Below are 26433 nucleotides of genomic sequence, written 5' to 3'. Positions count from 1 at the left end.
TGCACAAACACGGTGCAGCGGCTCTCGGAGTTTATTTATAATGGATTACAGCTGGCTCTTATACAGCTCCACGATTTCCTCCACGCTGGTGTCACGGGGGTTGCCGGGACGGCAGGCGTCTGCAAAAGCGGACTCGGCGAGGAACTGGATGTCCTCTTCCTTCAGGATGCCGTGCAGGTTTGCGGGGATGCCCACGTCTGCGCTCAGCTGCTTGACGGCAGCGATGGTAGCATCAGCGGCTTCCACATCGTTCATCTCGTCAATGCCCATAACGCCCATGGCCTTACCCACGGCGCGGTAGCGTTCGCCGGCAACGCTCTTGTTGTACTCCAGACCCACCGGCAGCAGGATGGCGCAGGCCACACCGTGGGGGGTGTCATACAGAGCAGACAGGCCGTGTGCCATGGAGTGCACGATGCCCAGACCCACGTTGGAGAAGCCCATACCGGCGATGTACTGGCCCAGAGCCATGCCCTCGCGGCCCTCCGGGGTGTTCTGCACAGCGCCGCGCAGGCTCTGGCTGATGAGCTTGATGGCTTCCAGATGGAACATATCGGAGATGACGCAGTGGCCCTTGGTGATGTAGCCCTCGATGGCGTGGGTCAGCGCATCCATACCGGTGGCGGCGGTCAGACCCTTGGGCATGGAGGACATCATATCGGGGTCAACCACAGCGATCTCGGGGATATCGTTGGTGTCCACGCAGACGAACTTGCGCTTCTTCTCCACGTCGGTGATGACGTAGTTGATGGTGACCTCGGCAGCAGTACCGGCGGTGGTGGGCACTGCGATGGTGAACACCGCGTGCTTCTTTGTGGGAGCAACACCTTCCAGAGAGCGGACGTCCGCAAACTCGGGGTTATTGATGATGATGCCGATGGCCTTTGCGGTATCCATGGAGGAGCCGCCGCCAATGGTCACGATGCAGTCAGCCTCGGCAGCCTTGAAGGCAGCCACGCCGTCCTGTACGTTGGCGATGGTGGGGTTGGGCTTGATCTCGCTGTAAACAGCGTAGGCAAAGTTTGCGGCATCCAGCAGGTCGGTGACCTTTTTGGTAACGCCAAACTTGATTAGGTCGGGGTCGGAGCAGACGAAAGCCTTCTTGTAGCCACGGGCGGTCAGCTCGGGAACGATGTTCTCGATAGCACCGTGGCCGTGGTAGGAGATGGTATTCAGAACAATGCGGTCAGCCATAATACAAATCCTCCAAATCTGTTTGCAGCCGCCTTTCCGGCGGCGTTCCTCTACGTTTCAGCATAGCACATCGTCAAAAAATTTGCAATGCAAAATTGTTTAAATTTGTAGTATATTTTTATACTTGTGTATTATTTTCTATCATCTTTGTCTGTTTTCCGGCATTATTATCCCCTGCAAAAAAACAATCCTTGCCAAATTGCCGTGCCTGTGTTATACTATTTTAGCAACCTTTGCTGGTGTGGCGCAATGGCAGCGCAACTGATTTGTAATCAGTGGGTTGCAGGTTCAACTCCTGTCACCAGCTCCAAGAAAAGTCCTGCGATATACCGCTAGAATAGCGGCGTGTATCGTGGGATTTTTGCTTTTATATGTGTTGTGAAATGCCTGAAATTATGTCATAATCCAACAAACAAGCTAACAAATCCGTATTTTATCTTCTTTATATCACACTTTTTAACACACTTCTGCGTCACTCGCGTTGTCAGGTACTGCCCGGGGCAACGATCAGCAGCGCTAAAAGGCGTTTAAGGTGTTCCTTCGCAGACAATTTTGGTGTATAATGGTAAAAACGCACCCATATTAAAGGAGGAACCAAGCATGATCCAATTCGGTCTACGTCTGCACGACGCAGAAAAGCTGCCCATTGAACAGGTGCTGCCGCTGGTACGCCAGAAGGGCTTTTCCTGCGTGCATCTGGCGCTGAGCAAATCCCTGAAGGAGGTGCCCAACACCCCCTCTGCCCTCACCCCCGGCTACGCGGCCTATCTGCGCCACCTGTTTGCCAAAAACGAGCTGGACATTGCGGTGCTGGGCAACTACCTGAATCTGGCGCACCCGGATGCGGCTGCCCTGCACGCCATTCAGGAAAAGTACTATGCGCATATCCGCTTTGCCAGCCTGCTGGGCTGCGGCATGGTGGGCACCGAGACCGGTGCACCCAACGCGGAGTACAAGTTCTGCCCGGAGTGCCGCAGCGATGCCGCCCTTGCTACCTTTATCAAGAACTTCAAGCCGGTGGTGCGCTGCGCCGAGCAATACGGCGTGACCATTGCCATTGAGCCGGTGGTCAGACACATTGTGTATGACGCCCGCCGCGCCCGCACCGTGCTGGACGAGATCGGCAGCCCCAATCTGCAGATTCTGCTCGACCCGGTGAACCTTTTGAACATGGAAAACGTGGACCAGCGGGAGGAAGTGTTCGCCGAGACCATTGAGCTGCTGGGCAAGGATGTGGCCATGATCCACTTCAAGGACTTTTTGCTGCAGGACGCCGACGGGCAGCTGGCTGCCACCGGTGCCGGACAGGGCGGTATGGGCGACTACCGCACCATTCTGCGGTTTGCCAAGGAACAGAAGCCCTATGTGTTCGCCACCTTGGAGAACACCACCCCGGAAAACGCAGTCCGGTGCCTGCAATATCTGCAAAAACAGTACGACGAGTGCTGATAACAAATTGAACTGCACGCTGCTATCCGCAGCAGCTGGTGTTTTCATAGTATGAAAAAAGTCTGAACCGGTGGCTCATGCCTCAGTTCAGACTTTTTTGTTATTCTATGCCTTTATCTGCCAGCGGCAAAGGCTCGGGCCTTCGTAGCCTGAAAGCTGATCTGCTCAATGGCCTCGTTGAGAATACTAAAATTGAGAATTATTTGTCAATTTTCGGAAGGTGCGGAGTAGTCACCCCTGCCCCCCTAATGAAAGCAAAACGGCCTGAGCCCTGTACCATACAGGATCCAGACCGTTCCGATTGCTTTACTTCTGCTCTTTGTCCACTACCTGGATTTTGCCCTTCTTCCACAGCACATAGGAAGTCAGGATGCCGATGGGCAGCATCACGATGATAAAGATGCCCACAAGTCCGCCCAGCACGGAACCGTAGCCCGCAAGGCGTGCGGCAAGGGAAACCACCGTCATGATGATCAGCACCGGAAGCACCCCCTTGATGCCACCCTTGACCACCTTGCTGCCGCTGGACGAGCTGGCGAACAGACCCAGCGCCATGGAGCCGAACAGGGCCGGCAGCAGGTAGCCGGAGGCCGTCTTGACGGCGGGCAGCTCGAATACCGGGCTGATGAAGGAGGCGCACACCGCTGCCAGCGTCAGGATGGCAACGGTCATCAGGGAGGAGACCGCAACAGCCACCGAGGCAATGGCCTCACCCTCCGGGGTGTTGGGCTGCTTTTTGGTCAGGTTCATGGCGTTTGCCGCCACCGGGAGCTTCAGGTTCATAATGTTGCCGGTGATGAAGGCCAGATAGGCCGAGCAGCCCAGAATGGGGGTGTAGCTCAGTGCTTCCGAAAAGCCCACCGGGATGTAGATGAGCAGGATGGAAAAGGTGTTCACGTTGAACACCTCGCCCAGAGACGGGATGCTGTCGTAGGCAGCCAGCACCACAAAGGGCAGCGCCACCATGTAAATGAGGGCGATCAGGGTACCCACACGGCCCCAGCGGTGCGCCCAGCTCTGGAAGGAGTCCATTTTGGTCTCAATCTTTGCTTTGCTCATGTCCGTTTCCCTCCTCAACCGAAAATCCGTACCCACGCCAGCGACGAGATCAGACCGCCCAGCATGGAGAATGCCATCACGAAGTTATTGAGCCATGCAAGACCCGGGCGCTTTGCCAGCACGCCCACACCAATGGCGATCACAAGACCGGTGATCATAACGGCAGCCTGCACATTGTCAGTGAACAGCAGAATGGGAATGTATACCGAGAACATCACAAGCATGAACACGCCGGACAGCACATTTTTCCAGGTGCTGCCGCCGTTTTCGGCTGCAGAGCGGTCCACGCTCTTGCACAGCTTTTTGCCGAGGGGCAGCAGGATCAGAAAGCCGCTCAGCATACCCACGCTCATCAGGATCATCACCACGCCGAACTGCCGTCCGGTGGCGCTTTCCAGCATTTCCGCAGAGGATGCATAGCCCAGCACCTGCGCAATGGAGCTGGAGATCATAGTCTCGTAGGACAGAGAACCGATGACCGACAGCCGCCACCATGCCCACACGCTGCCCAGAACCGCAATGAGCACGAACAGGCCCACCACGATGGAAAGGCTGGGTACAACAGAGAATATCAGGCTGGATTTGATCACGTTGCTCAGTTCCTTGCGGGTAATGCCCAGCTCCAGACAGTGGTCGTAGGCCTTTTTGAGGTAGACCAGCGAGAATGCGGAAATGTACAAAAGACCGCCGATGACCAGCGCCAGCAGCAGCGGGCTCTGGATGATATCTTTCATGGTTGCCATAGATTGTCCTTCCTATAAATACAGAATAAACGAAAAAAAGCGGGTATTTTCTGCCCGCCGTCCTCGTGATACGGACAGGATACCGAAAAAAGCAGTTTCTGTCAAATGAGTATGACTAAAGTGTGAACAGCTTTTGGATACATTTCCGGCAGGAGAAGCAGCAAAAAGCCTTTGCCGTGTTAAAATAATAAAGTGTTGACTGCCGGTCACTTTGCTTCCGTTGAAAATTGCACAAATTTTAAAGAAAATTTCTGTCGTTCTGCCGAAAGCAGCAGGCATAGGCAAGGTGTTTTTCTGCCTTGCCCTTGTCGGTGTATCAGGTCTTTTTTCGTGAAATACAAAGCAAAAAAGGGAGTTCCGTCCCGGACCAATGTCCGGGCAGAGCTCCCTTTTCACTTATTTTATTATGTCTTACTCGGCTTCCAAATCCTGCAAGGTCAGCTTGTCGGCGGTGTAGCCGTTGTCCTCCCTGTTCAGGACAGCTTGATCTTCAAATCAGCCAGCAGATTTACCGCCTCCGGCAGCGAGAACCTGGCATCCTTCATGCGGCTGCCCAGAATATCCACCTTATAGCCCGTGGCGTCCCGGAAATCCGCTTTGCGCAGATCGCACTGGTAGAACTCCGTTTCGTGCAGCTCTGTGCCCTTGAAACTTGCCAGTTGCATCTCGCACTTGGCAAACATGGAGCCTACGATCTCGTTGCCGTTTGAAAAATCAAAGCGGTTGAAGTTCATTTCGGTAAAGGTGTTGTATTTCAGGCTGCAGTCCTTCAGGGTGTGGATAGGGTCTGGGAATGCGCCGTTTGACAGCAACGATGCCCACTCGATCTCCTGCAGGCGGCAGTCCTCAAAATCCAGCGACTGCACTGAGGAGGACACGCTCCGCAGCCCGGTGATCTCGCACCGCACGAACCGACACTCGTTCAGGGTGGTGTGGTCCAGCTCACATTTTGAAAAAGAGCAGTCCACAAATACGCAGTCCGCAAAATCGCAGCTTTCAAAGGCTTCCCCTGCAAATGACAGGCCGGTAAACCGTTCACCTTCGCAATAACGTTCTGTCATAGCCTTCCCCTTTTTATCGCAGTTCTTCCAGCAGGGCGGTGCAGCCCTCCAGCACATCCTGCCATGTGGCTTCAAAGTCCCCGGTGTACCACGGGTCTGCCACATCGCCGGGGCGGCGGGTGTGATCCATCAGCAGCGAGACTTTGTGCTCTGGGTCACCCCACACAAACCGTGCCATGTTCCGCAGGTTGTTGTGATCCATGGCGATAAGATAATCGTAAGTCTCGTAGTCCCGCCGGGTCATCTGCCGGGCGGTCTTACCCGCGCAGGAGATGCCGTGCTCCGCCAGCTTGCGCCGGGCAGGCGGATAGACCGGGTTGCCGATTTCCTCGGTGCTTGTGGCAGCTGAGGCAATTTCAAACTGCGCGGAAAGCCCAGCCTTTTCCACTAAGTCCTTCATCACAAATTCTGCCATGGGGCTGCGGCAGATATTGCCGTGGCAAACAAACAACACCTTTTTCATCTTACTCCCCCAGCACCTCACCCAGTGCCAGCACAGCGTTACGGACGCACTCCGGGCAGGGGCACAGCGGTGCACCGGTCTCCACACCCTTCAGATCTTTACAAATGGTAGCACCGCATTTTTCCTGAAAGTTTTGCAGCAGTTCCTTGGAAATGCGGGGCGTGCCCTTGCCGTCGGTGGCAGCACCCGCCACCATCACTGCGCCGATGAGTGCGCCGCAGGTGCTTTCCATGCAGCCCATACCGGCGGCATAGCCTGCGCCCAGCTTCATCAGGGTGTCGGCATCCACCGGCAGCTTATCCTCAAATGCTTTCAGCACCGCCTGCGCGCAATTGCACTGTCCGGCAGCTTTCCATGCGGCAGCCTGCGCTGCCCGTTCTTCGATGTTCATTTTACAGTCCTCATCTTTCTTTGATCCGTTCCGGTTCATTGCGTTCAGTATACCACGCTTTTCCCCTGCGGAAAAGATTCCGCCCCCATAAAGCCCTATTTCCGGGATCAGTTCCTACACCACCACATACAGCATAGCTCCGGCAAAAAGGTCAAGAACCTTTGTTCACCTTGTGCCCTCCTGCGGCTTCAACGCCCTTTTGCGGTATTGCAGAGGGCTTTGCCCGGTGGCTTTTGCAAAGCGGGTGGAAAAGTTGCTGGCATCGCCAAAACCTACCTCCTGTGCGATCTCGCTGACGCTGTGGTCGGTGAGGACAAGCAGTTCCTTTGCCTGGGTGATGCGGAAGTTGACCAGATAGTTATACGGCGTTGTGCCCATATACCGCCGGAACAGGCGAAGAAAATAGCTTTTGCTCATGTGCGCCTCTGCCAGCAGGTCGGCAAGGTAAAGCTCTTTCTGGTAATTCTTGCTCAGGGTCTCTGCAGCCTGCAAAATGACCTGCCGTGCGCTGGTGGCTTCGGCCTGTGCAAGGATGCTCCGGGCGCACAGCGCCAGCATCTCATGCAGCGCCAGCCCCATGGTCACCATGCTGTCCACGGTGCTGCGCTCCATCTGCCCTAAAAGTGTTTCAAACAATTCCTGCATCTTGACCCCGGTGAGCTGCACCGGGGTCAGTTTTTTGCCAGGAAGCAGCAGCGGCTCCATGGCGGCAACCCCTGCGCCGTCCAGATGCACCCAATAATGATGCCAGCAGCTTTGCCCCGGGGCGGTGCAGTAGCTCTGCGGGGTGCGGCAGTTCAGCAGCAGCGCCAGCCCGGTGCTGAGCACCACATGGCTTTCCCCCTGCTCGATGAGCCCTGCACCCCGGAGGGTATAAAACAGGATGTAACTTTCCTTATCTGTCCGGGCGGTGGAAAAATGCTGCTGGGCATAGAACACCCCCGCCTCGGTGCAGTAGTAGGGCTGTGCCAGCTCTGCTTCGCTGGGGGTAGTGCGTTTCCATACACTCTCCGGGGTCACATCCATGTTGTAGGTCAGCATTTTCCGTTTCCTCTCTTTCCACATTCAGTATAGCGCACCGCTCTTTGCAGCGCAAGAGTAGACTTTTCGCAAAGAATGCGTCACCTTTGCGGATAGAATTGCCCGCATTATACCGCTATACTGGTAGCAGACAAGGCCACACAGGAGACGCATTATGCACAAAAATTATCTTGCCATCGACATTGGTGCGTCCAGCGGGCGGCACATTGTCGGATGGATGGAGAACGGCGTTCTCCGCACCGAGGAAGTGTACCGTTTTCCTAATAGCGTCCGGCGGGTGGACGGTCATCTGGAATGGGACATCGACAGCCTGTTTATCAACGTGAAGCAGGGCATCCGGGAAGCGTTTGCAAAGTTCCCGGAAATTGAGAGCCTTTCCATCGACACATGGGCGGTGGACTATGTGCTGCTGAAAGACGGCAAGCCCCTCTCCCCTGTCTACGCCTACCGCGACAGCCGGACGCAGGCAGTGCTTCCCGAAGTCCACAGCATCCTGCCCTTTGCGCAGCTCTATGCACGCACCGGCATCCAGTTCCAGCCCTTCAACAGCATTTATCAGCTTTATGCCGATAAAAAGGCCGGGCGGCTGGCGCAGGCCGAGGACTTTTTGATGATCCCGGAATATCTGCTGTGGAAGCTGTGCGGCGTAAAGGCGCGGGAGTACACCAACGCCACCTCCACCGGCCTTGTGAACGCCCAGACCGGGGAGTACGACCCGGAGATTTTCAAAGCTTTGGGCTTGCCGGAGGCAATGTTCCCTAAGCTCACCGCACCCGGTACGGTGCTGGGCCCGTTGAAGGCGGACATTGCCGCCGAGGTGGGCGGGCAGACCAAGGTAGTGCTGTGCGCCACCCACGACACCGCCAGCGCGGTGGAGGGCATCCCCATGGAACAGGGGGATGCGCCGTTTTTGTCCTCCGGTACATGGAGCCTGCTGGGGGTCAAGCTGGCAAAGCCCATCACCAACCCGGAAAGCTGCCGCGCAAACTTTACCAACGAGGGCGGCGTGGGCTACATCCGCTACCTGAAAAACATCATGGGTCTGTGGATCATCCAGTGTGTGCAAAAACAGCTGGGCATCTCCTTTGCCGAGATGGTGGAGCTGGCCAAGACCAGCACCTACACCCGCATTTTTGATGTGAACGCAGCCCGGTTCTCTGCCCCGCAGGACATGCGCGCGGAGATCAGAGCCGCCCTTGCCGAGACCGGCGAAGCCCCTGCCACGGATGCCGACCTTATCAACAGTGTCTATCATTCGCTGGCGTACTGCTACGGGGAAGCATTCCGGGAGCTGGAAGCCCTCACCGGCCAGCACTGGGATAAACTCTACATCGCAGGCGGCGGCGCAAAGAACGCCACCCTGAACGAGTTGACTGCCCATTATACCGGAAAACAGGTCGTGGCTCTGCCCATCGAGGCAACGGCCATCGGCAATTTGAAAATTCAGATGCAGATTTAAGAAGGAGGAACCCTATGAGTTACGCAGAAGCAAAAGCCCGCTACGCCGCCATTGGCGTGGACACCGAAGCTGCCATTGCCCGGTTAAAGGCCGTGCCCATTTCTCTGCACTGCTGGCAGGGAGATGACGTCCGAGGCTTTGACACCGACCCCACAAAGCCCCTGACCGGCGGCATCCAAACCACCGGCAACTACCCCGGCCGTGCCCGCACCCCGGAGGAACTAATGGCAGACATAGACAAGGTTCTGTCCCTCTGCCCCGGCACCAAAAAAATCAACCTCCATGCCTCCTATGCCATTTTTGACGAGGAAAACCCGTGGTAGACCGGGACAAACTGGAGCCGAAGCACTTCAAAAAATGGGTGGATTTCTGCAAGGCAAGAGGGCTGGGCGCAGACTTCAACCCCACCTTTTTCTCCCACCCCAAGTGCGACCCGCTGACCCTTGCCAGCCCCAACGAGGAGACCCGGAAATTCTGGGTGGAGCACGGCAAGGCCTGCATCCGCATCAGCCAGTATCTGGCCGAGGAGCTGGGGCAGCCCTGCACCATGAACATTTGGACGGGCGACGGCTTTAAGAACGTACCGGCGGATCGCAAAGGCCCTCGCGACCGCTACAAGGCCAGCATCGACGAGATTTTGAGCGAGCCTTACGACTTCAAGCTGGTGAAGCCCTGCATCGAGAGCAAGGTGTTCGGCATCGGTGCGGAGGCGTACACCGTGGGCAGCGCCGAGTTTGCCCTGAGCTACGCCGCCTTCAACCGGGAAAAGTGCATTCCGCTGATGGATAACGGCCACTACCATCCCACCGAGGTGGTCAGCGATAAGATCCCCGCCCTGCTGGCCTTCTTCCCGGAGATTGCCCTCCACATCACCCGCCCCATCCGCTGGGACTCCGACCATGTGGTACTGTTTGACGATGAAACGAAGGAGATCTGCAAGGAGATCGTGCGCTGCGGCGGTCTGGACGGCCGGGTGAACATTGCACTGGATTACTTTGATGCTTCCATCAACCGCATCTCCGCATGGACGGTGGGTTTCCGCAACGTGGAAAAGGCGCTGCTGTCTGCCCTGTGCACCCCGCATACGGTACTGAAGGAGCTGCAGGACACCAACCAGTTCACCGAGCTGATGGTGCGGCAAGAGGAGCTGAAGACCCTGCCTTTTGGGGAAGTCTGGGACGAATACTGCCGCCGGAACGGTGTGCCGGTGGACGGCGCATGGTTTGAGGAAGTAAAGAAATACGAGCAGAACGTGCTGAGCAAGCGCATTTGAATGAGAGAGGTTTTTGAAGATGGGTATTCTGGATATTGAGATCGTAAAAGGCTTTATGCGGATGTGCAACGATGGCTGGCTACAGGGCTGGCACGAGCGCAACGGCGGCAACCTGACCTACCGCATGAAGGAAGAAGAAGTGGCGCAGTGCCGCCCCTTCTTTGACGAGCAGCCCCGGGAGTGGGTGAACATGGGCGTGCAGGCCGATAATCTGGCGGGTGAGTATTTCATCACCACCGGCTCCGGCAAGTTTTTCCGCAACGTAGAGCCGGACCCTGTCCACAGCATCGGTATTGTGGAGATCAACGACAAGGGCGACAGCTGGCGCATCGTCTGGGGTCTGGAAGATGGCGCAAAGCCCACCAGTGAGTTCCCCAGCCACTTCATGAACCACAGTGTCCGCAAGGCTGCCACCAATGGCGCAAACCGTGTTATCTACCACTGCCACGCCACCAACGTGATCGCCCTGACCTACATCCTGCCCCTGACCGACCGGGACTTCACCCGTGCGCTGTGGCAGAGCGCCACCGAGTGCCCGGTGGTGTTCCCGGAGGGCGTGGGTGTCTGCCCGTGGATGGTGCCCGGCGGGGCAGACATTGCCATGGCCACCAGCGAGTTGATGAAGACTTATCAGGCCGCCATCTGGGCACAGCACGGTCTGTTTGCCTCCGGCCCGGACTTTGACATCACCTTTGGTCTGGCCCACACCATTGAAAAGAGCGCAGAAATCTACGTCAAGGTGCTCTCCATGGGCGGCGGCATCATCCGGCAGACCATCACCGATGACGACCTGCGCGCCATCGCCCGCGACTTTGGTGTGACCCTGAACGAGAAGTTCCTCAACTGAGCTATTTTCCCCCATTTTTCTTCATCCTAGCAGAACAGGCATCCTGTCCGATACCGCCAAATGGTATCGCAGGATGCCTGTTCTGCTTTATGTTTCCCGGAACTCCATAGGTGTTTTTCCGGCGACCTGCTGAAAGACTGCGCTGAAATAATTGCGGGTGGCAAAACCAAGCTGCTCGGAAATTTCCCGGACGCTGAGCGTTGTGCTTTTCAGCAGAACCTTCGCACGTTCGACCTTTGCAAACTTCACATAGTTCGTGACGCTCAGACCCGTTTCTTCCTTGAATTTATGGGTGAGGTAGTATTCCGTGTAGCCCACCAGAGCGGCAAGATCTTCCGCCACGATCTTTTTGTCCAGATTCATCTCGATATAATCCACACATTTCTGGATCTGCATACTGAGGTTGGGGTTCGTCCGGTGTTTGTGGACACGCCGAATGAAATCATCGTACATCATCATTGCAAGCGGGCTCAGTTCATCCAACGATTTTGCCGCTTCCGCCGTCTGAATGTAGCTGTCCCCCAGCGAGTACGCCTCCTCCGGGGAAAGGCCGCCCTCAATGGCGGCACGGCACACCAGCGAAGTGAACACGATGATGGAAGTCTTACTCTGGCGCAGAACATCGCTGCTCTGCACCGGCACGCCTGCGCTTATGCTCATACTGTTGGAAAGCGCCTGCTTGTAATTCAGGTCTCCGGTGCGGACCATTTGCAGCATTCCCTGCTCCGCCATCCAGATCTTATGCCGGTCATGGGGAATCGCATCGCTTTTCAGCCGTTCGTCCTGTGCTGCACTGCTGTTCACACTGCTCAGCTCCAGCCGCTGCCCGGTCAGGCAGTAGTGCATCATCAGCAGATAGCGGTTCATAATAGTGTTTTGCAGGGTAGGAACTTTTTCAAGGGCTTTGTAAAGCTGGATCGTCCATGCCACACTGATCTCCAGCTTGCTGTAATATTTCAGCCCTTCCTCGATCCCGCGCATTGTCACATCCTGATAGAACACCGGCCCGATGACCCAGACACGCTTCAGTTCTCCCTCTTCCTTTTCAAAGGCTGCGCCCCACAAAAGACCCAATGCCGTCCCCAAGGTAACAGGTACATCGTCCCGATCCCCATGCTCCAGCATCCGCCGTTTGCAGCCGAACAGTTCAAATGCACTGGCAAGAAATGCCTCGTCCGGGCAGTTGCTCCGCAAGAGCTTTCCCTGTGCATCATAGCACCATGTATATACATTTCCGCCGCACTTGACAAGCTCGGAAAACAGCATCATATTCTGGAGAACATCCATGCCTAATCCCTCCGGCTCATTGATGGAAACAGTATATCATACTTCCACCGTTTTTTCTACCGATGCCCGGAGCCAGTGCAGCAGAATGCCTGCAGAGATGACCGCAGCGCCCACGTCTGCCATCAGGTGCGCCGCCGCAATGCCCTGCACCCCGCAAAGCGCATTCATCAGGTACAGCAGCGGGATCAGCAGCAGCCCCTGCCGCAAAAGAGAGAGCACCACCGCACCACTTGCCCTGCCCACGGATTGCAGCAGGCTGGTTGCCAGATAGGTCAGACCGATCACCGGGCTGCCCAGCACCAGATAGACCACCAGCTGCGTCCCCAGACGGAATGCTCCTTCTTCCTTGATGAACATCCCGATCAGGGCATTGCGTCCGGCAAAGCTGGCCGCCCCGGCAAGAACACCAAAAACAACGGTCAGCAGGATCAGATCTTTCAAAAGCTGCTTCAGGCGCTTCGTGTCGCCTGCACCGTAGCTGTACGCCAGAAGCGGCTGGCACCCCATGCAGATCGCCATGGCGATCATACTGATGATCATGGTCGTCTTGCCCGCTGCCGCCATGGCTGCGACCGCCGCCGTGCCGTGGGTCACCAGCAGCCGGTTGCTGAAGGAGGAGGCAAACCCTGCCAGAAGGCTGCTGATCCCGTTGGGCAGACCAATGGCCAGCATCTCACCCAGCATCTGCGGCTTTTTCAGGGCAGGACGGAGATCAATGGTCAGCACTGTGCCGTGTTTGACGATGTAGCGCAGATAGCAGCCCGTTGCCACAAGATTGCCCAGCACACTGGCAGCAGCCGCACCGCTGACGCCGAAGTTCAGCACCAGAATGAACAGCGGGTCAAAAATGCAGTTGACCAGTGTGCCCAGAAGATTGCCAATCAAGCCTTCTTTTACTGCGCCCTCTGCACGCACCAGCATCGCCATGCTGTTGGACAGGATAAAAAGCGGCACACCCAGTGCAAGGACCTGAAGATACCGCTCTGCATAGGGAAAAAATTCTGCATTTGAGCCCAGCACCCCCAGAAGCGGCACTCTGCTCACCAGCAGACCGATGCTGACCAGAACGCCCAGAAAAAAGCTGCTCCAGAAGCAGAGCGAGGAGCAAGTCTTGCCCTGCTCGATCTCGCCTGCGCCAAAGCAGCGTGCAATGATGGCGCTGCTGCCTGCGCCAAGCATGGTCGCTACTGCCGAAAGGATCGAAAACACCGGCCCCACAACGGAGACCGCCGCCACCTGTGCGGTATCTCCCAGACAGCCCACAAAAAACATATCCGCCATGTTGTACAGCACCATGACAAGGATAATGATAATGGAGGGCACCGCCATGGAAATGATGGATTTCCAGACAGAGCCGGTACGGAAAAGTGCTTCGTTTTTCATGGTCTCCTCCCAAAAATCAACCGCACGCAGGCAAAACGAAAGCCCCTGTCAAAGAGGCTTTCCGAGCTGCTTCGGTCACAGGTTGTCCAGCGCATCCAGCAGTGCTTTCAGCGCCATTTCCGGCAGCCCAAGCATAGGGCCGATCTTGCCAAATGTCATGCCGTAGGCAGCTTTTGCCTGCTGGTTGTCGGCAAAACCGGGCAGGTACTGCTCCACGATGGCTTTTGCGGCCTCGTTTTCCATCAGTGCTGCAATCGTGCTCTGGCTGTTCAGCTTGCCGCCGGTCAAAATTTCCGGGTGCTTCCAGCTGCTGATGCTCTGGTGTCCGGCAGACAGTGCGCCGTCCACCGGGATGGCTGCACCAGTGATGTACCGTGCCAGACCGCTGGCAAGGAAAAGTGCCAATGCAGCGCACTCCTCCGGGTCGCCCATCCGCTTTGCCGGGCAGTCGGATGCAAAAAAGTCCATGGCCGCAGCCGGTGCATCCCCGAAAATGCTGGTTCTGGTGTAGCCGGGACAGATAGCGTTGACGGTAATGCCGTATTCTGCGTAATCCAGCGCCGCTGCGCGGGTCATGCCGACCACGCCGAACTTGGTGGCACTGTACAGCGCCTGTCCACGCTGGGGCACAAGACCCGCCACCGATGCCACATTGATGAGGAATCCGCCTTCGCTGTGGCTCTTGAGGATGGCCTTGGCGCCGTACTTCATCCCGGCAAAGACGCCCTCGCTGTTCAGGGAGAAGATCTTCTCGTAATCCTCTACCTCATACTCATGCAGCGGTGTGCCGCCCATGCCGATGCCTGCGTTGCTGACAACGCCATCCAGCTTGCCGTAGTGCGTCACCGTCTTATCCACCAGTTCTTTGATGGCAGAAGCCTTGCTGCAATCGGTCTGGATAAAGATGGCATCGCCGCCCTTGGCGCAGATGCCATCTGCCACAGCCCGCCCCTGTTCTGCACTGCGGGCTGCACAGACCACCTTCATGCCGTTTTCGCCAAAGCACTCGGCAATGGCCCGGCCGATGCCACGGCTTGCGCCGGTGACGATGGCCACTTTGCCTTTGACACTGTTAAAATCCATCATTTTCATTCTCCTTTTTCTCAGATCATGTTACTCTGCTTCAGCCATTCCACTTCATCGTGGATGGTCTCCCGATGATTTATCGTATTTACGAATCAGATTTGCAACCATCAGTTGCTTATCCATCCCTGTGGTGCTATAATAACACTGTGGCGCAGGAGCTGCAATCAGCAGTTTCCGGCGTGTCCGGTGTTTAAGCAACGGATTACGTCCAAAGCGTTGGTTAAGCACCATTTATGAAATACATTGACGGAGGAATTCTATGGATATCCGGGTCAAAAAAACGAAGCGTGCCATTCAGAAAGCATTTGTTGCCCTGCTGCGGGAGAAGCCGATCGAAAAGATCACGGTCAAAGAAATTGCCGAACGGGCCGAGATCAACAAAACGACCTTTTATTCCCACTATGAAACGCTGGATGCCCTCACCGCCGAAATGGAGCGGCAAACGGTCCAGCTCGTCTGCGACAATATGGGCGGCGCACAGCAGCTGCTGGATACGCCGGAGGCTTTTGTGCGGGAGATGTTTGCTAATCTCCAGCAGGCGACCGATTATCTCGGCGTGGTTCCTGCATCAGCGATGAACCGCTTTACACAGCATTTGCGGGATGCCGTTCTGGAACAGATCAAAAGTGATAACATCGAGCCTTCTCAATATGAAAATGTCGGTGCGATCCTGATTTTTGTAATGAACGGTCTTTCCGGGCTTCTGAACACCGACGCAAAACTGGCACAAAAACAAATTGATGTGATCGCCGCCGTGGTTGCGGATGGTGTCCATGGTCTGCATCTTTCCCGCTGAGCCAAAACAGGCTGCAAGAAGCATCTTCCGCAGCCTGTTTTTTGCTATTGCAGCTTATCTTTCTGTGTAACTACCCAGCACCGCAAGGCTGGGCTTTGCTGTCCGCTCCATCGTTTCGCGGTTCACGGCGATCAGTCCAAACTGCATGGCATAGCCCTTCTGCCACTCAAAGTTGTCCATCAGACTCCAATGGAAGTATCCCTTCACCGGGATGCCGTCGGCAATGCAGTGCTGCACGCCATCCAGTGCCTGCCGGATAAACGCCACACGGCGGGTATCATCGGCGGTGGCAATGCCGTTTTCGGTCACGATCAGGTCACCCTTGAATTCCTCTGCCACCTTGCGAATGACGTGTTCCAGTGCCTGCGGATAGACCTCGTAGTCCATCTGGGTCAGTTCTGCGCCCTCCGGTGCCGGCAGCTGCCCCTGCGGGCCATAAAGGGTGCGGGTATAGTTCTGCACACCCAGAAAATCATCGTCTTTGATATAAGGCAGATAATGGGTGAACTCCTCCTGCCATGCGGCCTCGGCAAAGGCTTCGCCGCCGGGCTGTGCCTGCAGGTCGTGCAGCGAGAGGGTCAGACCCACCTTGATCTGCGGGCAGAGGGCTTTGATGGCATCCCGTGCGGCTGCATGGGCACGCATCACCAGCAGATCACCTTCCGGGGTGCGCTCGCTGACAAAGATCTTCGGCTGGGGTGTGCCGAACACCTGTGCATTCTCCATGGCAGCATACTTCATGTTTTCCATCATCTTCTGGAAGTTCATGCCCACCTGCACCGTGCCCTCGGCAGACTTTCCGGCCGATGCGGCATTTTGGGCAGCCTGTTCTGCCATCAGACGGAACCGCTTGGAGATCGCGGCAAGCTGCAAGCCCATATTGGCCTCGTTGATGGTGCAGACATAGCGCAGCTCGCTGCCCAGCTGTTCCATCACATAGGTCACATAACGTTTAAAATCCTCTACGGTGCTTTCGGTTTCCCAGCCGCCCTTGCAGATGAGCCATTTCGGGCTGGTGAAGTGCAGTAGGGTGACGATGGGTTCTACACCATGCGCTTTGCAGCAGGCGATCACCTTGCGGTAATGCTCGATGGCTTCCGGATCGAACTTTCCTTCCTCCGGCTCTACCCGTGCCCACTCGATAGAAAAGCGGTAGGCATTCAGCCCGGCATCAGCCAAGAGCTTGATATCTTCTTCGTACCGTTGATAATGGTCACAGGCAATGCCGCTGGGCTCCGTAAAGCTGGAATGGGGCAGCTGTTCCTGTGCCCAGTAGTCACTATTCGTATTGTTGCCCTCTACCTGATGGGCTGCTGTTGCAGCACCGATGAAAAAGCCTTTTTCAAATTTCTGCATGATGGTTCTCCCTTCCTGCGTGTTGCTTGTTGAGACTATTGTAGCAGACCTGTTTTGCCCCTATGGGACAATAAATCGTGAATGCGGGCGCAAATTCACACACCGCAAATTATTGCACGAATTTTTATCCTTAACTATCGTTTTTCATCCGGCAGTGGCTGTTGCATTCTGTTATTCTGGTGTCAGAAAAAGCGGAACTCAGTTCACACAAAAAGGAGGAAAATCATTATGTTCCAAAAGAAACCCAGTGCCAGTGAAGTAGACGGCGTCCAGTACCGCCGTGCAAAGCTCTGGCAGATCATCTGTTACGCCTGCAACGCTTTTGTGGGCATGAGCGTCTATTCCCTGATCGGTATGGCCAGTTACTCGGCCAGCATCGGCTACGGCATCACCACTGCAACCGTCGGTCTCATCCTGATGCTGGCCCGCATTCTGGACGGCTTTACCGACCCGATGCTGGCATTCATCTACGACCGCGTCAACACCCGTTTCGGCAAGCTGCGTATTCTGCTGATCAGCGGCTACCTGATCGAGGCTGTCGGCCTGCTGTGTATGTTCAACCTGTGCTCCAGCAAGGGCTTCGGTCTGCCGGTGTTCGTTTTGACCTACATTATTTACATCATCGGCTATACCGTTACCAATATGACCGCCCAGACTCTGCCGGCTATCATGACCAACGATCCCCGCCAGCGTCCCACCATCGGTGTCTGGACCACTGCACTGAACTACTTCGTGCCCATGGGCATGAGCATGCTGATCTACACCGTCATCCTGCCCAAGTGCGGCGGCACCTTTAATCAGGACTTCCTCAGCACGGTCTGCACCATCGTGCTGATCATTGCCGGCATCGGCACCCTGATCGTCTGCGCCGGTATCTCCGCCTACGATAAGCCCGAAAACTTCGAGGGCACCAGCAAAAAACACGAGCCGCTGAAAACTGCGGATATTCTTGAGGTGCTCAAGCACAACAAGCCCCTGCAGTGCTACATCGCCTCCAACGCTTCCGATAAGCTGGCTCAGCAGGTAGGCAGTCAGGCCATCATCAACACGATGCTGAACGGCATCCTCATCGGCAACATGGGTCTTGCTACCACCCTTAGCATGATCAGCATGGTTCCCTCCATCTTCTTTGCAGCCTTCGGCGCAAAGTATGTGGGCAAAAAAGGCAGCAAGAAGGGCATCGTGACTTGGACCTGCATCAGCATGGCCATCACCACTGTGCTGATTTTGTTCTTCATCTTCACCGACACCCGTCAGATCGGTGTGATCGGCAGCTGGAACATGATCGTTTACGTCCTGCTGACCCTGCTGCAGAACGGTTCCAATATGTGTATCACCACCTCCAACAACTCTTACATGGCTGACACCATCGACTACGAGCTGGACCGCAGCGGCCGTTACATCCCGGCGGTAGTCTCCGGTACTTACAGCCTGATCGACAAGCTCATCACCTCGGTGGCTGCCGTCATCGCCACCGGTGCCGTAGCCGTTCTGGGCTACACCACCACCATGCCTCAGCCCACGGATGCCTACACCTCCGGCATCTTCTGGATGACCGTTGCCATCAAGTACGGTCTGCCGATGCTGGGCTGGGTCGTCACCCTGCTCGCCATGGTGGGCTGCCCCCTGACCAAGGAGGAAATGGTCAACGTCCAGAAGCGCATCGCAGATAAAAAAGACGCTCTTCGCCGTGAAGTAATTGCAGAACATATGCAGTAACACCCTGCAAAGACCGAAAAGGCTCATACGCTCTTTCGGTTTTTGCTGATTCTATCCATCTTTTATAAATATAAAGGAGTTTTTACCATGAGCAAGACCATCCTGCTGAATCATAGCAACTGGCATTTTACCAAGGAGAACCCCGGCATCCCCGCCGCCGTTATGGGCGAGGCCATTGCCCTGCCCCACACCTGGAACGCGGTGGACGGTCAGGACGGCGGCAACGATTACTACCGCGGCACCTGCTGGTATACACTGGCCCTGACAAAGCCCGCCATCCCGGCAGGCGGCAAGGCTGTTTTGCAGCTGGACGGCGCAGCCATGACTGCCGCCGTTTACCTGAACGGGGAAAAACTGGCCGAGCACAAGGGCGGCTACTCCACCTTCCGGGTGGACCTGACCAACCACCTGAAAGACGAGAACCTGCTGGCCATCAGCGTGGACAACCGCGACAACGACACCGTGTACCCCCAGAAGGCAGACTTTACCTTCTACGGCGGCATTTACCGGGATATGACCCTGCACATCGTCCCGGCAGAGCACTTTGCTCTGCTCGCTAATGGCGCACCGGCGCTGAAGGTGACCCCTATCGTCACCGACCTTGCCTCCAAGACCGTTGAAGTTACTTTGGAAGCTGCTGCGATCGGCGCACAGAGCGTATCCTTTGCGCTGGAAGGCCAGAGCATCACCGCCCCGGTGGAAAACGGCACTGCAAAGGTTGTTTTCACGCTGAACAACGCCCATCTGTGGGATGGCGTGGACGACCCCTTCCTCTACACCGTATCTGCCAAGCTGGACAATGGCGAGGAGACCTCCGCTCGGTTCGGCTGCCGCAAGTTCGAAATCGACCCGCAGAAGGGTTTCCTCCTCAACGGGCGCTCCTACCCGCTGCGGGGTGTCTCCCGCCATCAGGACCGCAAGGGTGCGGGCAATGCCCTGACAAACGAAATGATGGAGGAGGATATTTCCATCATTCTGGAAATGGGTGCCAACACCATCCGTCTGGCCCACTACCAGCACGCACAGTATTTCTACGACCTGTGTGATGAAAAGGGCCTTGTCATCTGGGCAGAGATCCCCTACATCACCATGCACATGACCAACGGCCGTGCCAACACCCTGACCCAGATGGAAGAGCTGATCGTCCAGAACTACAACCACCCCTGCATTGCCGTGTGGGGCCTTTCTAACGAGATCACCGCTGCTTCTGCTGTCAACGAGGATCTGCTGGAAAACCACCGTCTGCTGAACGAGCTGGCGCACAAGCTGGACCCCACCCGCAAGACCACCATGGCAAACGTGTTCATGCTGGAGACCACCAGCCCCATTCTGGAGATCCCGGATGTGAACAGCTACAACCTCTACTTCGGCTGGTATCTGGGCGAATTGGATCAAAACGATGAGTTCTTTGACAAGTACCACGCCGATTACCCTGACCGCTGCATCGGCTTTTCGGAGTATGGCGCAGACGCCAACCCCCAGTACCAGAGCAGCCACCCGGAAAAGGGCGACTATACCGAGAGCTACCAGTGCATTTACCATGAGCATATCGCAAAGATGATCGCCGACCGTCCTTGGCTGTGGGCGACTCATGTGTGGAATATGTTTGATTTTGCCGCCGATGGCCGCGATGAGGGCGGCAAGCACGGCGAAAACCAGAAGGGACTTGTCACCTTTGACCGCAAGCTGAAAAAAGACCCCTTCTATCTCTACAAGGCCTATTGGAGCAAGGAGCCGTTCGTGCACCTGTGCGGCAGCCGCTATGTGGACCGCGCCGAGGATGTGACCGAGATCAAGGTCTACTCCAATCTGCCAGAGGTCTCGCTGTACAAGGACGGTCAGCTGGTGGAGACCAAGCAGGGTGACAAGGTGTTCACCTTCCAGCTGCCCATTACCGGCAAGCACAGCATTGAGGCACGCTCCGGCGAGCACAGCAGCGTGATCCTGGTGAACAAGGTGGACGCCCCCAACCCGGATTACGCCATGGACAACCGCAAGAACGTGACCAACTGGTTTGACGGCGAGCTGGACGAAAGCTGCTGGTCGGTGAAGGACAACATGGCTGCCGCCATGGCAGACCCGAAAGCCGGTCCCATCCTGAAGCAGATCCGGGAAAAGGCCGCTGCTTCCCGCGGAGACGTTGCTGCCGCCGTGAAGGACAATCCGGCTCTGGTGGCCATGATGGAGCGTGCCATGCAGCGGATGACCATTCAATCCATGCTGATGCAGGCGGGCACTTCGGAAGAGGACATCAAGCAGCTGAACCGTGTATTGCAGGGCATTGCCAAGGAGTAAGCTTCGATGAAACAGACCTATTGCAACCCCCTTGATCTGGGCTACCGCTACCAGCACATGAAGGAAGGCCCCCGCACAGCGGGTTTCCGGGAGGGCGCAGACCCGACGCTGGTGTACTTCAAAGGCAGATATTATCTGTTCGTTTCCATGTCGGCAGGGTTCTGGTGCTCGGAGGATCTGCTGAGCTGGGACTTCCATGCAGACCCCGGCCTGCTGATCTATGACTACGCACCGGATGTGCGGCAGGTGGGCAATTACCTCTACTTCTGCGCCAGCCGCAAGGGGCGCAACTGCCCCATCCTGCGCACCGCTGACCCCCTGACCGAGCCGTTTACCGAGGTTTCTGCGCCCTTTGCTTTCTGGGACCCGGATCTGTTCTGCGATGACGATGGCCGGGTGTACTTCTACTGGGGCTGTTCCAATATTGCCCCCATCTACGGCGTGGAACTGGACCCGGACACCCTGACCCCCATCGGTGAAAAGCAGGAGCTGATCTTCGGCAATGAAACTACCCTTGGCTACGAACGCCCCGGCAACAACGGCATCGTGGACCGGGAAGCCAGCGTGCTGTACCAGTCCATGAAGCAGTTCTATGACCCCAAGACCGGCAAGCTGAATCTGCCGCCGCAGATGGCAAACATCCCCGGCCTGAGTGCCGAAAGCCTGACTGCCATGTTCAACGCCATCGGCAAGCCCTACATTGAGGGTGCGTTCATGACAAAGCACGGCGACACCTACTATCTGCAGTACGCCTGCCCTGGCACCCAGTACAACACTTACGCCGACGGTGTATACACCTCCCGTTCTCCGCTGGGCCCCTTTGTGCGGCAGGCATCCAATCCGTTTTCCGCAAAGCCCGGTGGATTCATCACCGGTGCAGGCCACGGCAGCACCATTGCTGACACCTACGGCAACTGGTGGCACGCCTCCACCATGCGCATTTCCGTCAACTATGACTTTGAGCGCCGGGTGGGGCTGTTCCCTGCCGGGTTCGACAAGGACGGCGTGCTTTACTGCAACCAGAACTTTTCCGATTACCCCCACCGCATCCCGGCAGACCGCTTTGATGCCGCCAGACAGCAGCCGGAATGGATGCTGCTGAGCTACAAAAAGCCGGTCACGGCCTCCAGCACCGCAGAAAACAGCAGCCCGGAATGGGCAGTCAATGAGGACTGCCGCAGCTGGTGGAGCGCCGCCGGTGCAGAGCCGGGTGAATGGCTGTGTGTGGATCTTGGCAAAGAGAGTGATGTCCGCGCCATTCAGGTAAATATGGCGGACGAAAAGCTGGTGGTGGACTTCCCTGCCGACAGCTACGGCGATGACCGCAAGACCCGCCACATCGAGACCCGGCCCCAGATCTCCCACTACACGGTGGAGACCAGTGTGAACGGAGCGAGCTGGACGCTGCGCGAAAATGTTGCCCGCGAGTGCTCCAACGGCTACTACGAATATGCAGACGGCATCCGTGCCCGGTACGTCCGGGTGACGGGCGGCGAACTGCCCTACGGACAGGCGCTGCGCATCAGCGGTCTGCGGGTGTTCGGCAACGGCGAAGGCCCGAAGCCCGCACAGGCCGAAGCCGCCGGGGCTCGCGTAGATGCACTGGATGCAACGATCACTTGGAAGCACATCGAAAACGCGCAGGGCTGCAATGTCCGCTACGGCGCTGCGCCCGACAAGCTCTATCTGAGTTGGCTGGTGTATGACACAGACGAAGTGACCCTTTCCACCCTGACCGCCGGGCAGGAATACTATGTCTGTGTGGACAGCTTTAACGAAAACGGCATCACGCCGGGTAAGATTTTTAAACTGGAGGGGTAAACCATGCCCATCAAAGCCGTGCAGCAATTTATGCTGGGCACTGTACTGAGCAACGAGCAGCAGGCAAGAGAAACGCTTGCTGCCATGAAAGCCGCCGGGTACGACGGTATTGAACTGTGTGGATTTATGATCCACCCCATTGGTTTTGTGGTAAAGCTGCTGACCAAGGCCGCCGGTATGCCGGTGGGCAAGGGCGGCAATCTGGACTGGCACAAGCTGGTGCAGGAGACAGGCCTTCAGGTGGTCAGCCTGCACACCGACCTAGGCTCTCTGGAACGGGATGCCCACGCAGTGGCCGAGGAAGCCAAGAGCTTCGGCACACAGCATGTGGTCATCACCGGGATGTACCGGTTTGATTACGGCGATGAAGCCGCCATGCACGAACTGGCGCAGCGGCTGAACAAAGCCGGCGAAGCCTTGGCAGCCGAGGGCATCCATCTGCTCTACCACAACCACAACTGCGAGCTGCGGCATGTGAATGCGGAAAAGCGCGCCTACGATATCCTCTTAGAAGAGACCGACCCCGCTTTTGTCAACTTTGAGTTTGACAGCTACTGGTTCACCGAGGGCGGTGCAAACGCGCTGGCATGGATGCAGCGGCTTGGTCCCCGCATGAAGCTGTGGCACATCAACGACCGGGGCACCCGCATCACCGGCAGCGCCATCACGCCCATCCTGAAAACCGACAGCATGGAGCTGGGCACCGGCAACATGGACCTGGACAGCCTGATGGCGCAGGCCCTTGCCATGGATGTGGATGCCGTTATTCTGGAAAGCCACCGCAACTGGGTGGACAACTCTCCTGTCAAGAGCTTCCAGCTCAGTGCAAAATACCTTGCACAAAAATTCTGACCTGCCATTCTCTCATTATTTTCTTCTTCATTATCCCCATAAAAGCAACGCCCCACACCGGTTACTCCTTCCGGTACGGGGCGTTGTGTCTTGCGGGGGATCTTTTTGCGTTACAGAATGTGGGTGCCCGGCTGCAAGGTCAGGCTTCTGCCATCCGGGAGGGTGACTTCTGCGGTCAGATTGCAGGGCACGGTGATGGTGTAGGTCACGGCATCGCCTGCATACTGCCAGCCGCTTTCAATGCGCCCCACCGGGGAATCGTACACTGCTTTTGCCCATCCCAGAGCCGGGTTCGGGGTGGGGGCGATGGTCAGGGTCTCCCCTGCCAGACGGATTCCGCACACACCGCCAAACAGCCAGCCGCAGATGGCACCGTAGGAGTAATGGTTCAGGGATTCGCTGGGGTGGCCGTTTGCGTCAATGCCCGTCCATGTCTCCCAGACGGTAGTAGCGCCCTGCTTGACCTCATAGAGCCAGCTGGGAGCGGTGTCCTGTAACAGCAGCTTATAGGCGGTGTCGGCATGGCCATACTTTGCCAGCACCTCACAGAGGAAGGGCGTGGAAAGGAAGCCGGTGTTCAGATGGTAGCCGTTTTCCGCCACCATCCGGTTCAGGGTATCCGCAGCGGCTTGGCTCTCCTCCTCGCCCAGCAGCGCAAAGGCAATGGCGCGGACATATTCGCACTGCCGGTCCGAAGTAATTTTTCCGTTATCCGTAAAGGCAGCGCGGTATGCCTTTACCGCCTTTTCTGCCGTGTCGCGGTACTGCGCTGCGTCCTCTGCCTTGCCCAGCGCCTGCGCAATTTCCGCCAGAAGTCGCCCGGAATAAGCCAGATACGCCGTACCCACGCTTTTGCGCGGGTTCATCATCGCCTGCATGGGAGTAATGCCCGGCTCACACCACTCGCCGTAGTCCAGACCGTTCAGCACCGTGTACTTGGCGTATGCCCCGGTCTGCTGTTCTTCGGTGGTCTGCTGGGCACGGCCCAGCAGGAAACCATACCACTTTTGCATCATCTCGTAGTTGTCCGCAAGGATCTTGCGGTCGCCGGTGCGCTTATAAAGGGCGTAGGGCACCAGAATGGCGGCATCGCCCCAGCCTGCCGACATGCAGAGCATGGGGGTCATGTAGCCGGGGCGGCTGGTGGGCGGCGCAATGTTTGCCATGCGTCCATCCGGGTACTGGTTCAGGCGGCACTCGGCCAGCCATTTTTCCACCACCGGGTAGCAGTCCATCAGGGTCAGGCCGGTCTCGATGAACACCCCCATATCGCCAGTCCAGCCAGCGCGCTCGCGGGTGGGGCAGTCGGTGGGGATATCGCAGAAGTTGCCCTTCTGGCTCCACACACTGTTTTTCACCAGCTGATCCACATCGGCATTGCCGCACGCAAAGCTGCCGGTGACCGGCATCTCCGAATAGACGGCGTGGGCAGTAAACTCTGCGCCGGTCAGGTCGATGTCCGTTTCCACCTTTGCGTACCGGAAGCCCATGATGGTAAAGCTGGGCTTGTAGTGGTTCTCGCCCTCTTTGCAAACGAGTTCCAGCAGCTGCGCCGTGCCGCCCTCCTTGTGGCGGTTCCGGTCCTGAAAGTTCTCCTGCGTAAAGTTGCCGTTCTCGTCCAGTGCTTCGCCGCACAGCAGCTTGATTTTCTGCCCGGCGTGGGCGGTCAGCTTCATCTCCACATAGCCAGCCATGTTCTGGCCAAAGTCCAGCACGGTCTCGCCGTTGGGGGTGCGCAGCAGCCTGCCCGCAAAGGCTTCCTGCTCCCGGATGGGCACGGTGTTCATACCGGTGATGGGCAGGGAGTTCGGCTCGGTCTTTACGCCATGCCAGCCGGAAAGCTCCTCTTCCAGCCGGGCATCGTGCACTTCGCCCTGCTGCAGATCATTTTGGCGAATCGGGCCGCACTGGGTGGCCTCCATGTCGTCATCCGAAACGCAGACCGCCTTGCCGTTCACTTCCAGCTGGAACAGGACAGCCAGTTCGCTGCCGAACAGGTCACGGTCACCATCCACGCCGGAGGTGCTGCGGTACCAGCCGTCGCCCAATGTGATGAGTAGCTCATTTTCACCGTCACGGACAAGTGCGGTCACATCGTAGGTCTGTGCGCCCAATTGCTTGTCTGCGGTAAAGCTGCCGGGGGCAAGCACCATATCGCCGACCCGCTTGCCGTTCAGCCATGCCGCATACAGTCCCTTAGCGGTAATGTACAGTCGCTTGCTTTCTCCCTCCGGGGCGGTGAACGTTTTGCGCAGATAGCTTGCCGGGCGGTGGGGCTGATAAGGCTGCGCCTGCCCTTTGCCGGAGGCTTCCAGCGCCGCCTGCTTCTGCTCCCAGTTGGGCTTTGCAAAGGCGTTGATGGCATCAGCGCAGTCGATGTCCGGCTCTTCTGTCTCCGGGCAGACCCACACGCCCTGCCAGTCTGCCTGTGCAAGCCCGGTCTCGAAGGAAGCGGTGCTCCATGCACCGGGCTGGTCATTTTCATCCCACAGGCGGATGCGCCACCGTCCCTGCGTCTTGGGCGGTACAGCGCTGGGCGTTTCGGTGTGCATCACACTGCCCAAAGCCTTTCCGCTCGCCCACAGCGTTTCGGCTCCGGCAGTTACTTCAATTTCGTAGGCGGTCTGGCGCACGCCTTCGGCGCACTGCCACGATAAAAACAGCGTCCCGGCATCTATGCCGAGAGGCTGGGTCAGATGATTCGTTTTCAGGTTTGTTGCTTGCATCATCCGCATCTCCTTTTTCCGTTTGATTTCTGTTCTTATTATAAAGAGAATCCCACGGAATAAGGGTGCAAAATTTTGTGTTATCAGTCAAAAAGTCGTGCTATTTATGACAATTTAAAAAATTCATCTTGC

General features: G+C 56.9%; 20 protein-coding genes, 1 tRNA gene and 1 pseudogene. 10 read left to right on the top strand and 12 right to left on the bottom strand.

Annotated elements, in window-relative coordinates; translation table 11 throughout:
- Positions 1-45: 45 nt before the first annotated feature.
- Complete coding sequence (fucO, locus tag MTP43_RS05395) at positions 46-1194, bottom strand: lactaldehyde reductase (protein ID WP_005922374.1); 1149 nt, start codon at positions 1192-1194, stop codon at positions 46-48.
- Between the two features lie 235 nt (positions 1195-1429).
- Between fucO and MTP43_RS05390 the strand changes: the two genes are divergently transcribed.
- Positions 1430-1504 (top strand) — tRNA-Thr (locus tag MTP43_RS05390).
- A 290-nt stretch (positions 1505-1794) separates the two neighbouring features.
- Positions 1795-2643, top strand: a complete 849-nt coding sequence (locus tag MTP43_RS05385) for a sugar phosphate isomerase/epimerase family protein (protein ID WP_249235147.1) — start codon at positions 1795-1797, stop codon at positions 2641-2643.
- A 306-nt stretch (positions 2644-2949) separates the two neighbouring features.
- Here MTP43_RS05385 and MTP43_RS05380 read toward each other — a convergent pair whose 3' ends face one another.
- From MTP43_RS05380 to MTP43_RS05355, 6 genes are all read right to left on the bottom strand, one after another.
- Positions 2950-3702, bottom strand: coding sequence for a hypothetical protein (locus MTP43_RS05380; protein ID WP_113621279.1), 753 nt, complete (start codon positions 3700-3702; stop codon positions 2950-2952).
- Positions 3703-3716: 14 nt separating this feature from the next.
- Positions 3717-4445, bottom strand: coding sequence for a DUF5058 family protein (locus MTP43_RS05375; RefSeq protein WP_097783721.1), 729 nt, complete (start codon positions 4443-4445; stop codon positions 3717-3719).
- 473 nt (positions 4446-4918) lie between these two features.
- Complete coding sequence (locus MTP43_RS05370; protein ID WP_112121521.1) at positions 4919-5506, bottom strand: pentapeptide repeat-containing protein; 588 nt, start codon at positions 5504-5506, stop codon at positions 4919-4921.
- Positions 5507-5519: 13 nt separating this feature from the next.
- Positions 5520-5969: a low molecular weight protein-tyrosine-phosphatase gene (locus MTP43_RS05365; protein WP_112121522.1), complete on the bottom strand. Its 450-nt coding sequence runs from the start codon at positions 5967-5969 to the stop codon at positions 5520-5522.
- Between the two features lies 1 nt (position 5970).
- Positions 5971-6360 (bottom strand): C-GCAxxG-C-C family protein, encoded by a 390-nt coding sequence (locus MTP43_RS05360; RefSeq protein ID WP_112121523.1) that lies wholly within the window; start codon positions 6358-6360, stop codon positions 5971-5973.
- A gap of 165 nt (positions 6361-6525) precedes the next feature.
- Positions 6526-7401 carry a helix-turn-helix domain-containing protein gene (locus tag MTP43_RS05355; protein ID WP_112121524.1) on the bottom strand — a complete coding sequence of 292 codons (876 nt, stop codon included), beginning with the start codon at positions 7399-7401 and terminating at the stop codon, positions 6526-6528.
- 154 nt (positions 7402-7555) lie between these two features.
- Between MTP43_RS05355 and MTP43_RS05350 the strand changes: the two genes are divergently transcribed.
- The 3 genes and pseudogenes from MTP43_RS05350 to rhaD all read left to right on the top strand — a co-directional run bounded on the left by MTP43_RS05350 (position 7556) and on the right by rhaD (position 10980).
- Positions 7556-8860 carry a rhamnulokinase gene (locus MTP43_RS05350; protein ID WP_113621280.1) on the top strand — a complete coding sequence of 435 codons (1305 nt, stop codon included), beginning with the start codon at positions 7556-7558 and terminating at the stop codon, positions 8858-8860.
- A 14-nt stretch (positions 8861-8874) separates the two neighbouring features.
- Positions 8875-10133 (top strand): annotated as a pseudogene (locus tag MTP43_RS05345) (L-rhamnose isomerase).
- Positions 10134-10152: 19 nt separating this feature from the next.
- Entirely contained in the window at positions 10153-10980 is an 828-nt protein-coding gene (rhaD, locus tag MTP43_RS05340) for a rhamnulose-1-phosphate aldolase (RefSeq protein ID WP_113621281.1), read from the top strand.
- A gap of 87 nt (positions 10981-11067) precedes the next feature.
- Here the strand turns inward: rhaD and MTP43_RS05335 are convergent, their stop codons facing one another.
- From MTP43_RS05335 to MTP43_RS05325, 3 genes are all read right to left on the bottom strand, one after another.
- The gene (locus MTP43_RS05335) at positions 11068-12267 is read right to left on the bottom strand and encodes a helix-turn-helix domain-containing protein (RefSeq protein WP_113621282.1); all 1200 of its coding nucleotides are present in this window, start codon (positions 12265-12267) and stop codon (positions 11068-11070) included.
- A 36-nt stretch (positions 12268-12303) separates the two neighbouring features.
- A complete protein-coding gene (locus MTP43_RS05330) occupies positions 12304-13650 on the bottom strand; it encodes an MATE family efflux transporter (protein WP_249235146.1) in 1347 nt (448 codons plus the stop codon).
- Between the two features lie 75 nt (positions 13651-13725).
- Positions 13726-14736 (bottom strand): SDR family NAD(P)-dependent oxidoreductase, encoded by a 1011-nt coding sequence (locus MTP43_RS05325; protein WP_223474189.1) that lies wholly within the window; start codon positions 14734-14736, stop codon positions 13726-13728.
- A 259-nt stretch (positions 14737-14995) separates the two neighbouring features.
- Here MTP43_RS05325 and MTP43_RS05320 point away from each other — a divergent pair, with 259 nt between their 5' ends.
- Positions 14996-15532: a TetR/AcrR family transcriptional regulator gene (locus tag MTP43_RS05320; RefSeq protein WP_113621285.1), complete on the top strand. Its 537-nt coding sequence runs from the start codon at positions 14996-14998 to the stop codon at positions 15530-15532.
- Positions 15533-15586: 54 nt separating this feature from the next.
- On the opposite strand, the gene MTP43_RS05315 is transcribed toward MTP43_RS05320, so the two are convergent.
- Positions 15587-16888, bottom strand: coding sequence for a glycoside hydrolase family 1 protein (locus tag MTP43_RS05315; protein ID WP_113621286.1), 1302 nt, complete (start codon positions 16886-16888; stop codon positions 15587-15589).
- A 228-nt stretch (positions 16889-17116) separates the two neighbouring features.
- On the opposite strand from MTP43_RS05315, the gene MTP43_RS05310 reads away from it, so the two are divergent.
- The 4 genes from MTP43_RS05310 to MTP43_RS05295 all read left to right on the top strand — a co-directional run bounded on the left by MTP43_RS05310 (position 17117) and on the right by MTP43_RS05295 (position 23575).
- Complete coding sequence (locus MTP43_RS05310) at positions 17117-18607, top strand: MFS transporter (protein WP_113621287.1); 1491 nt, start codon at positions 17117-17119, stop codon at positions 18605-18607.
- A gap of 87 nt (positions 18608-18694) precedes the next feature.
- Complete coding sequence (locus MTP43_RS05305; RefSeq protein WP_113621288.1) at positions 18695-20902, top strand: glycoside hydrolase family 2 protein; 2208 nt, start codon at positions 18695-18697, stop codon at positions 20900-20902.
- Between the two features lie 6 nt (positions 20903-20908).
- The gene (locus MTP43_RS05300) at positions 20909-22723 is read left to right on the top strand and encodes a family 43 glycosylhydrolase (RefSeq protein WP_113621289.1); all 1815 of its coding nucleotides are present in this window, start codon (positions 20909-20911) and stop codon (positions 22721-22723) included.
- 3 nt (positions 22724-22726) lie between these two features.
- On the top strand, positions 22727-23575 hold the full coding sequence (locus tag MTP43_RS05295) for a sugar phosphate isomerase/epimerase family protein (protein WP_112121961.1): 849 nt from the start codon (positions 22727-22729) through the stop codon (positions 23573-23575).
- 110 nt (positions 23576-23685) lie between these two features.
- Here MTP43_RS05295 and MTP43_RS05290 read toward each other — a convergent pair whose 3' ends face one another.
- On the bottom strand, positions 23686-26304 hold the full coding sequence (locus tag MTP43_RS05290) for a family 78 glycoside hydrolase catalytic domain (protein ID WP_333529620.1): 2619 nt from the start codon (positions 26302-26304) through the stop codon (positions 23686-23688).
- Positions 26305-26433 lie beyond the last annotated feature (129 nt).

It is taken from the genome of Faecalibacterium sp. IP-1-18 (assembly GCF_023347355.1).
Lineage (GTDB): Bacteria > Bacillota > Clostridia > Oscillospirales > Ruminococcaceae > Faecalibacterium > Faecalibacterium prausnitzii.
This window is presented reverse-complemented; position numbering and strand designations above follow the sequence as displayed.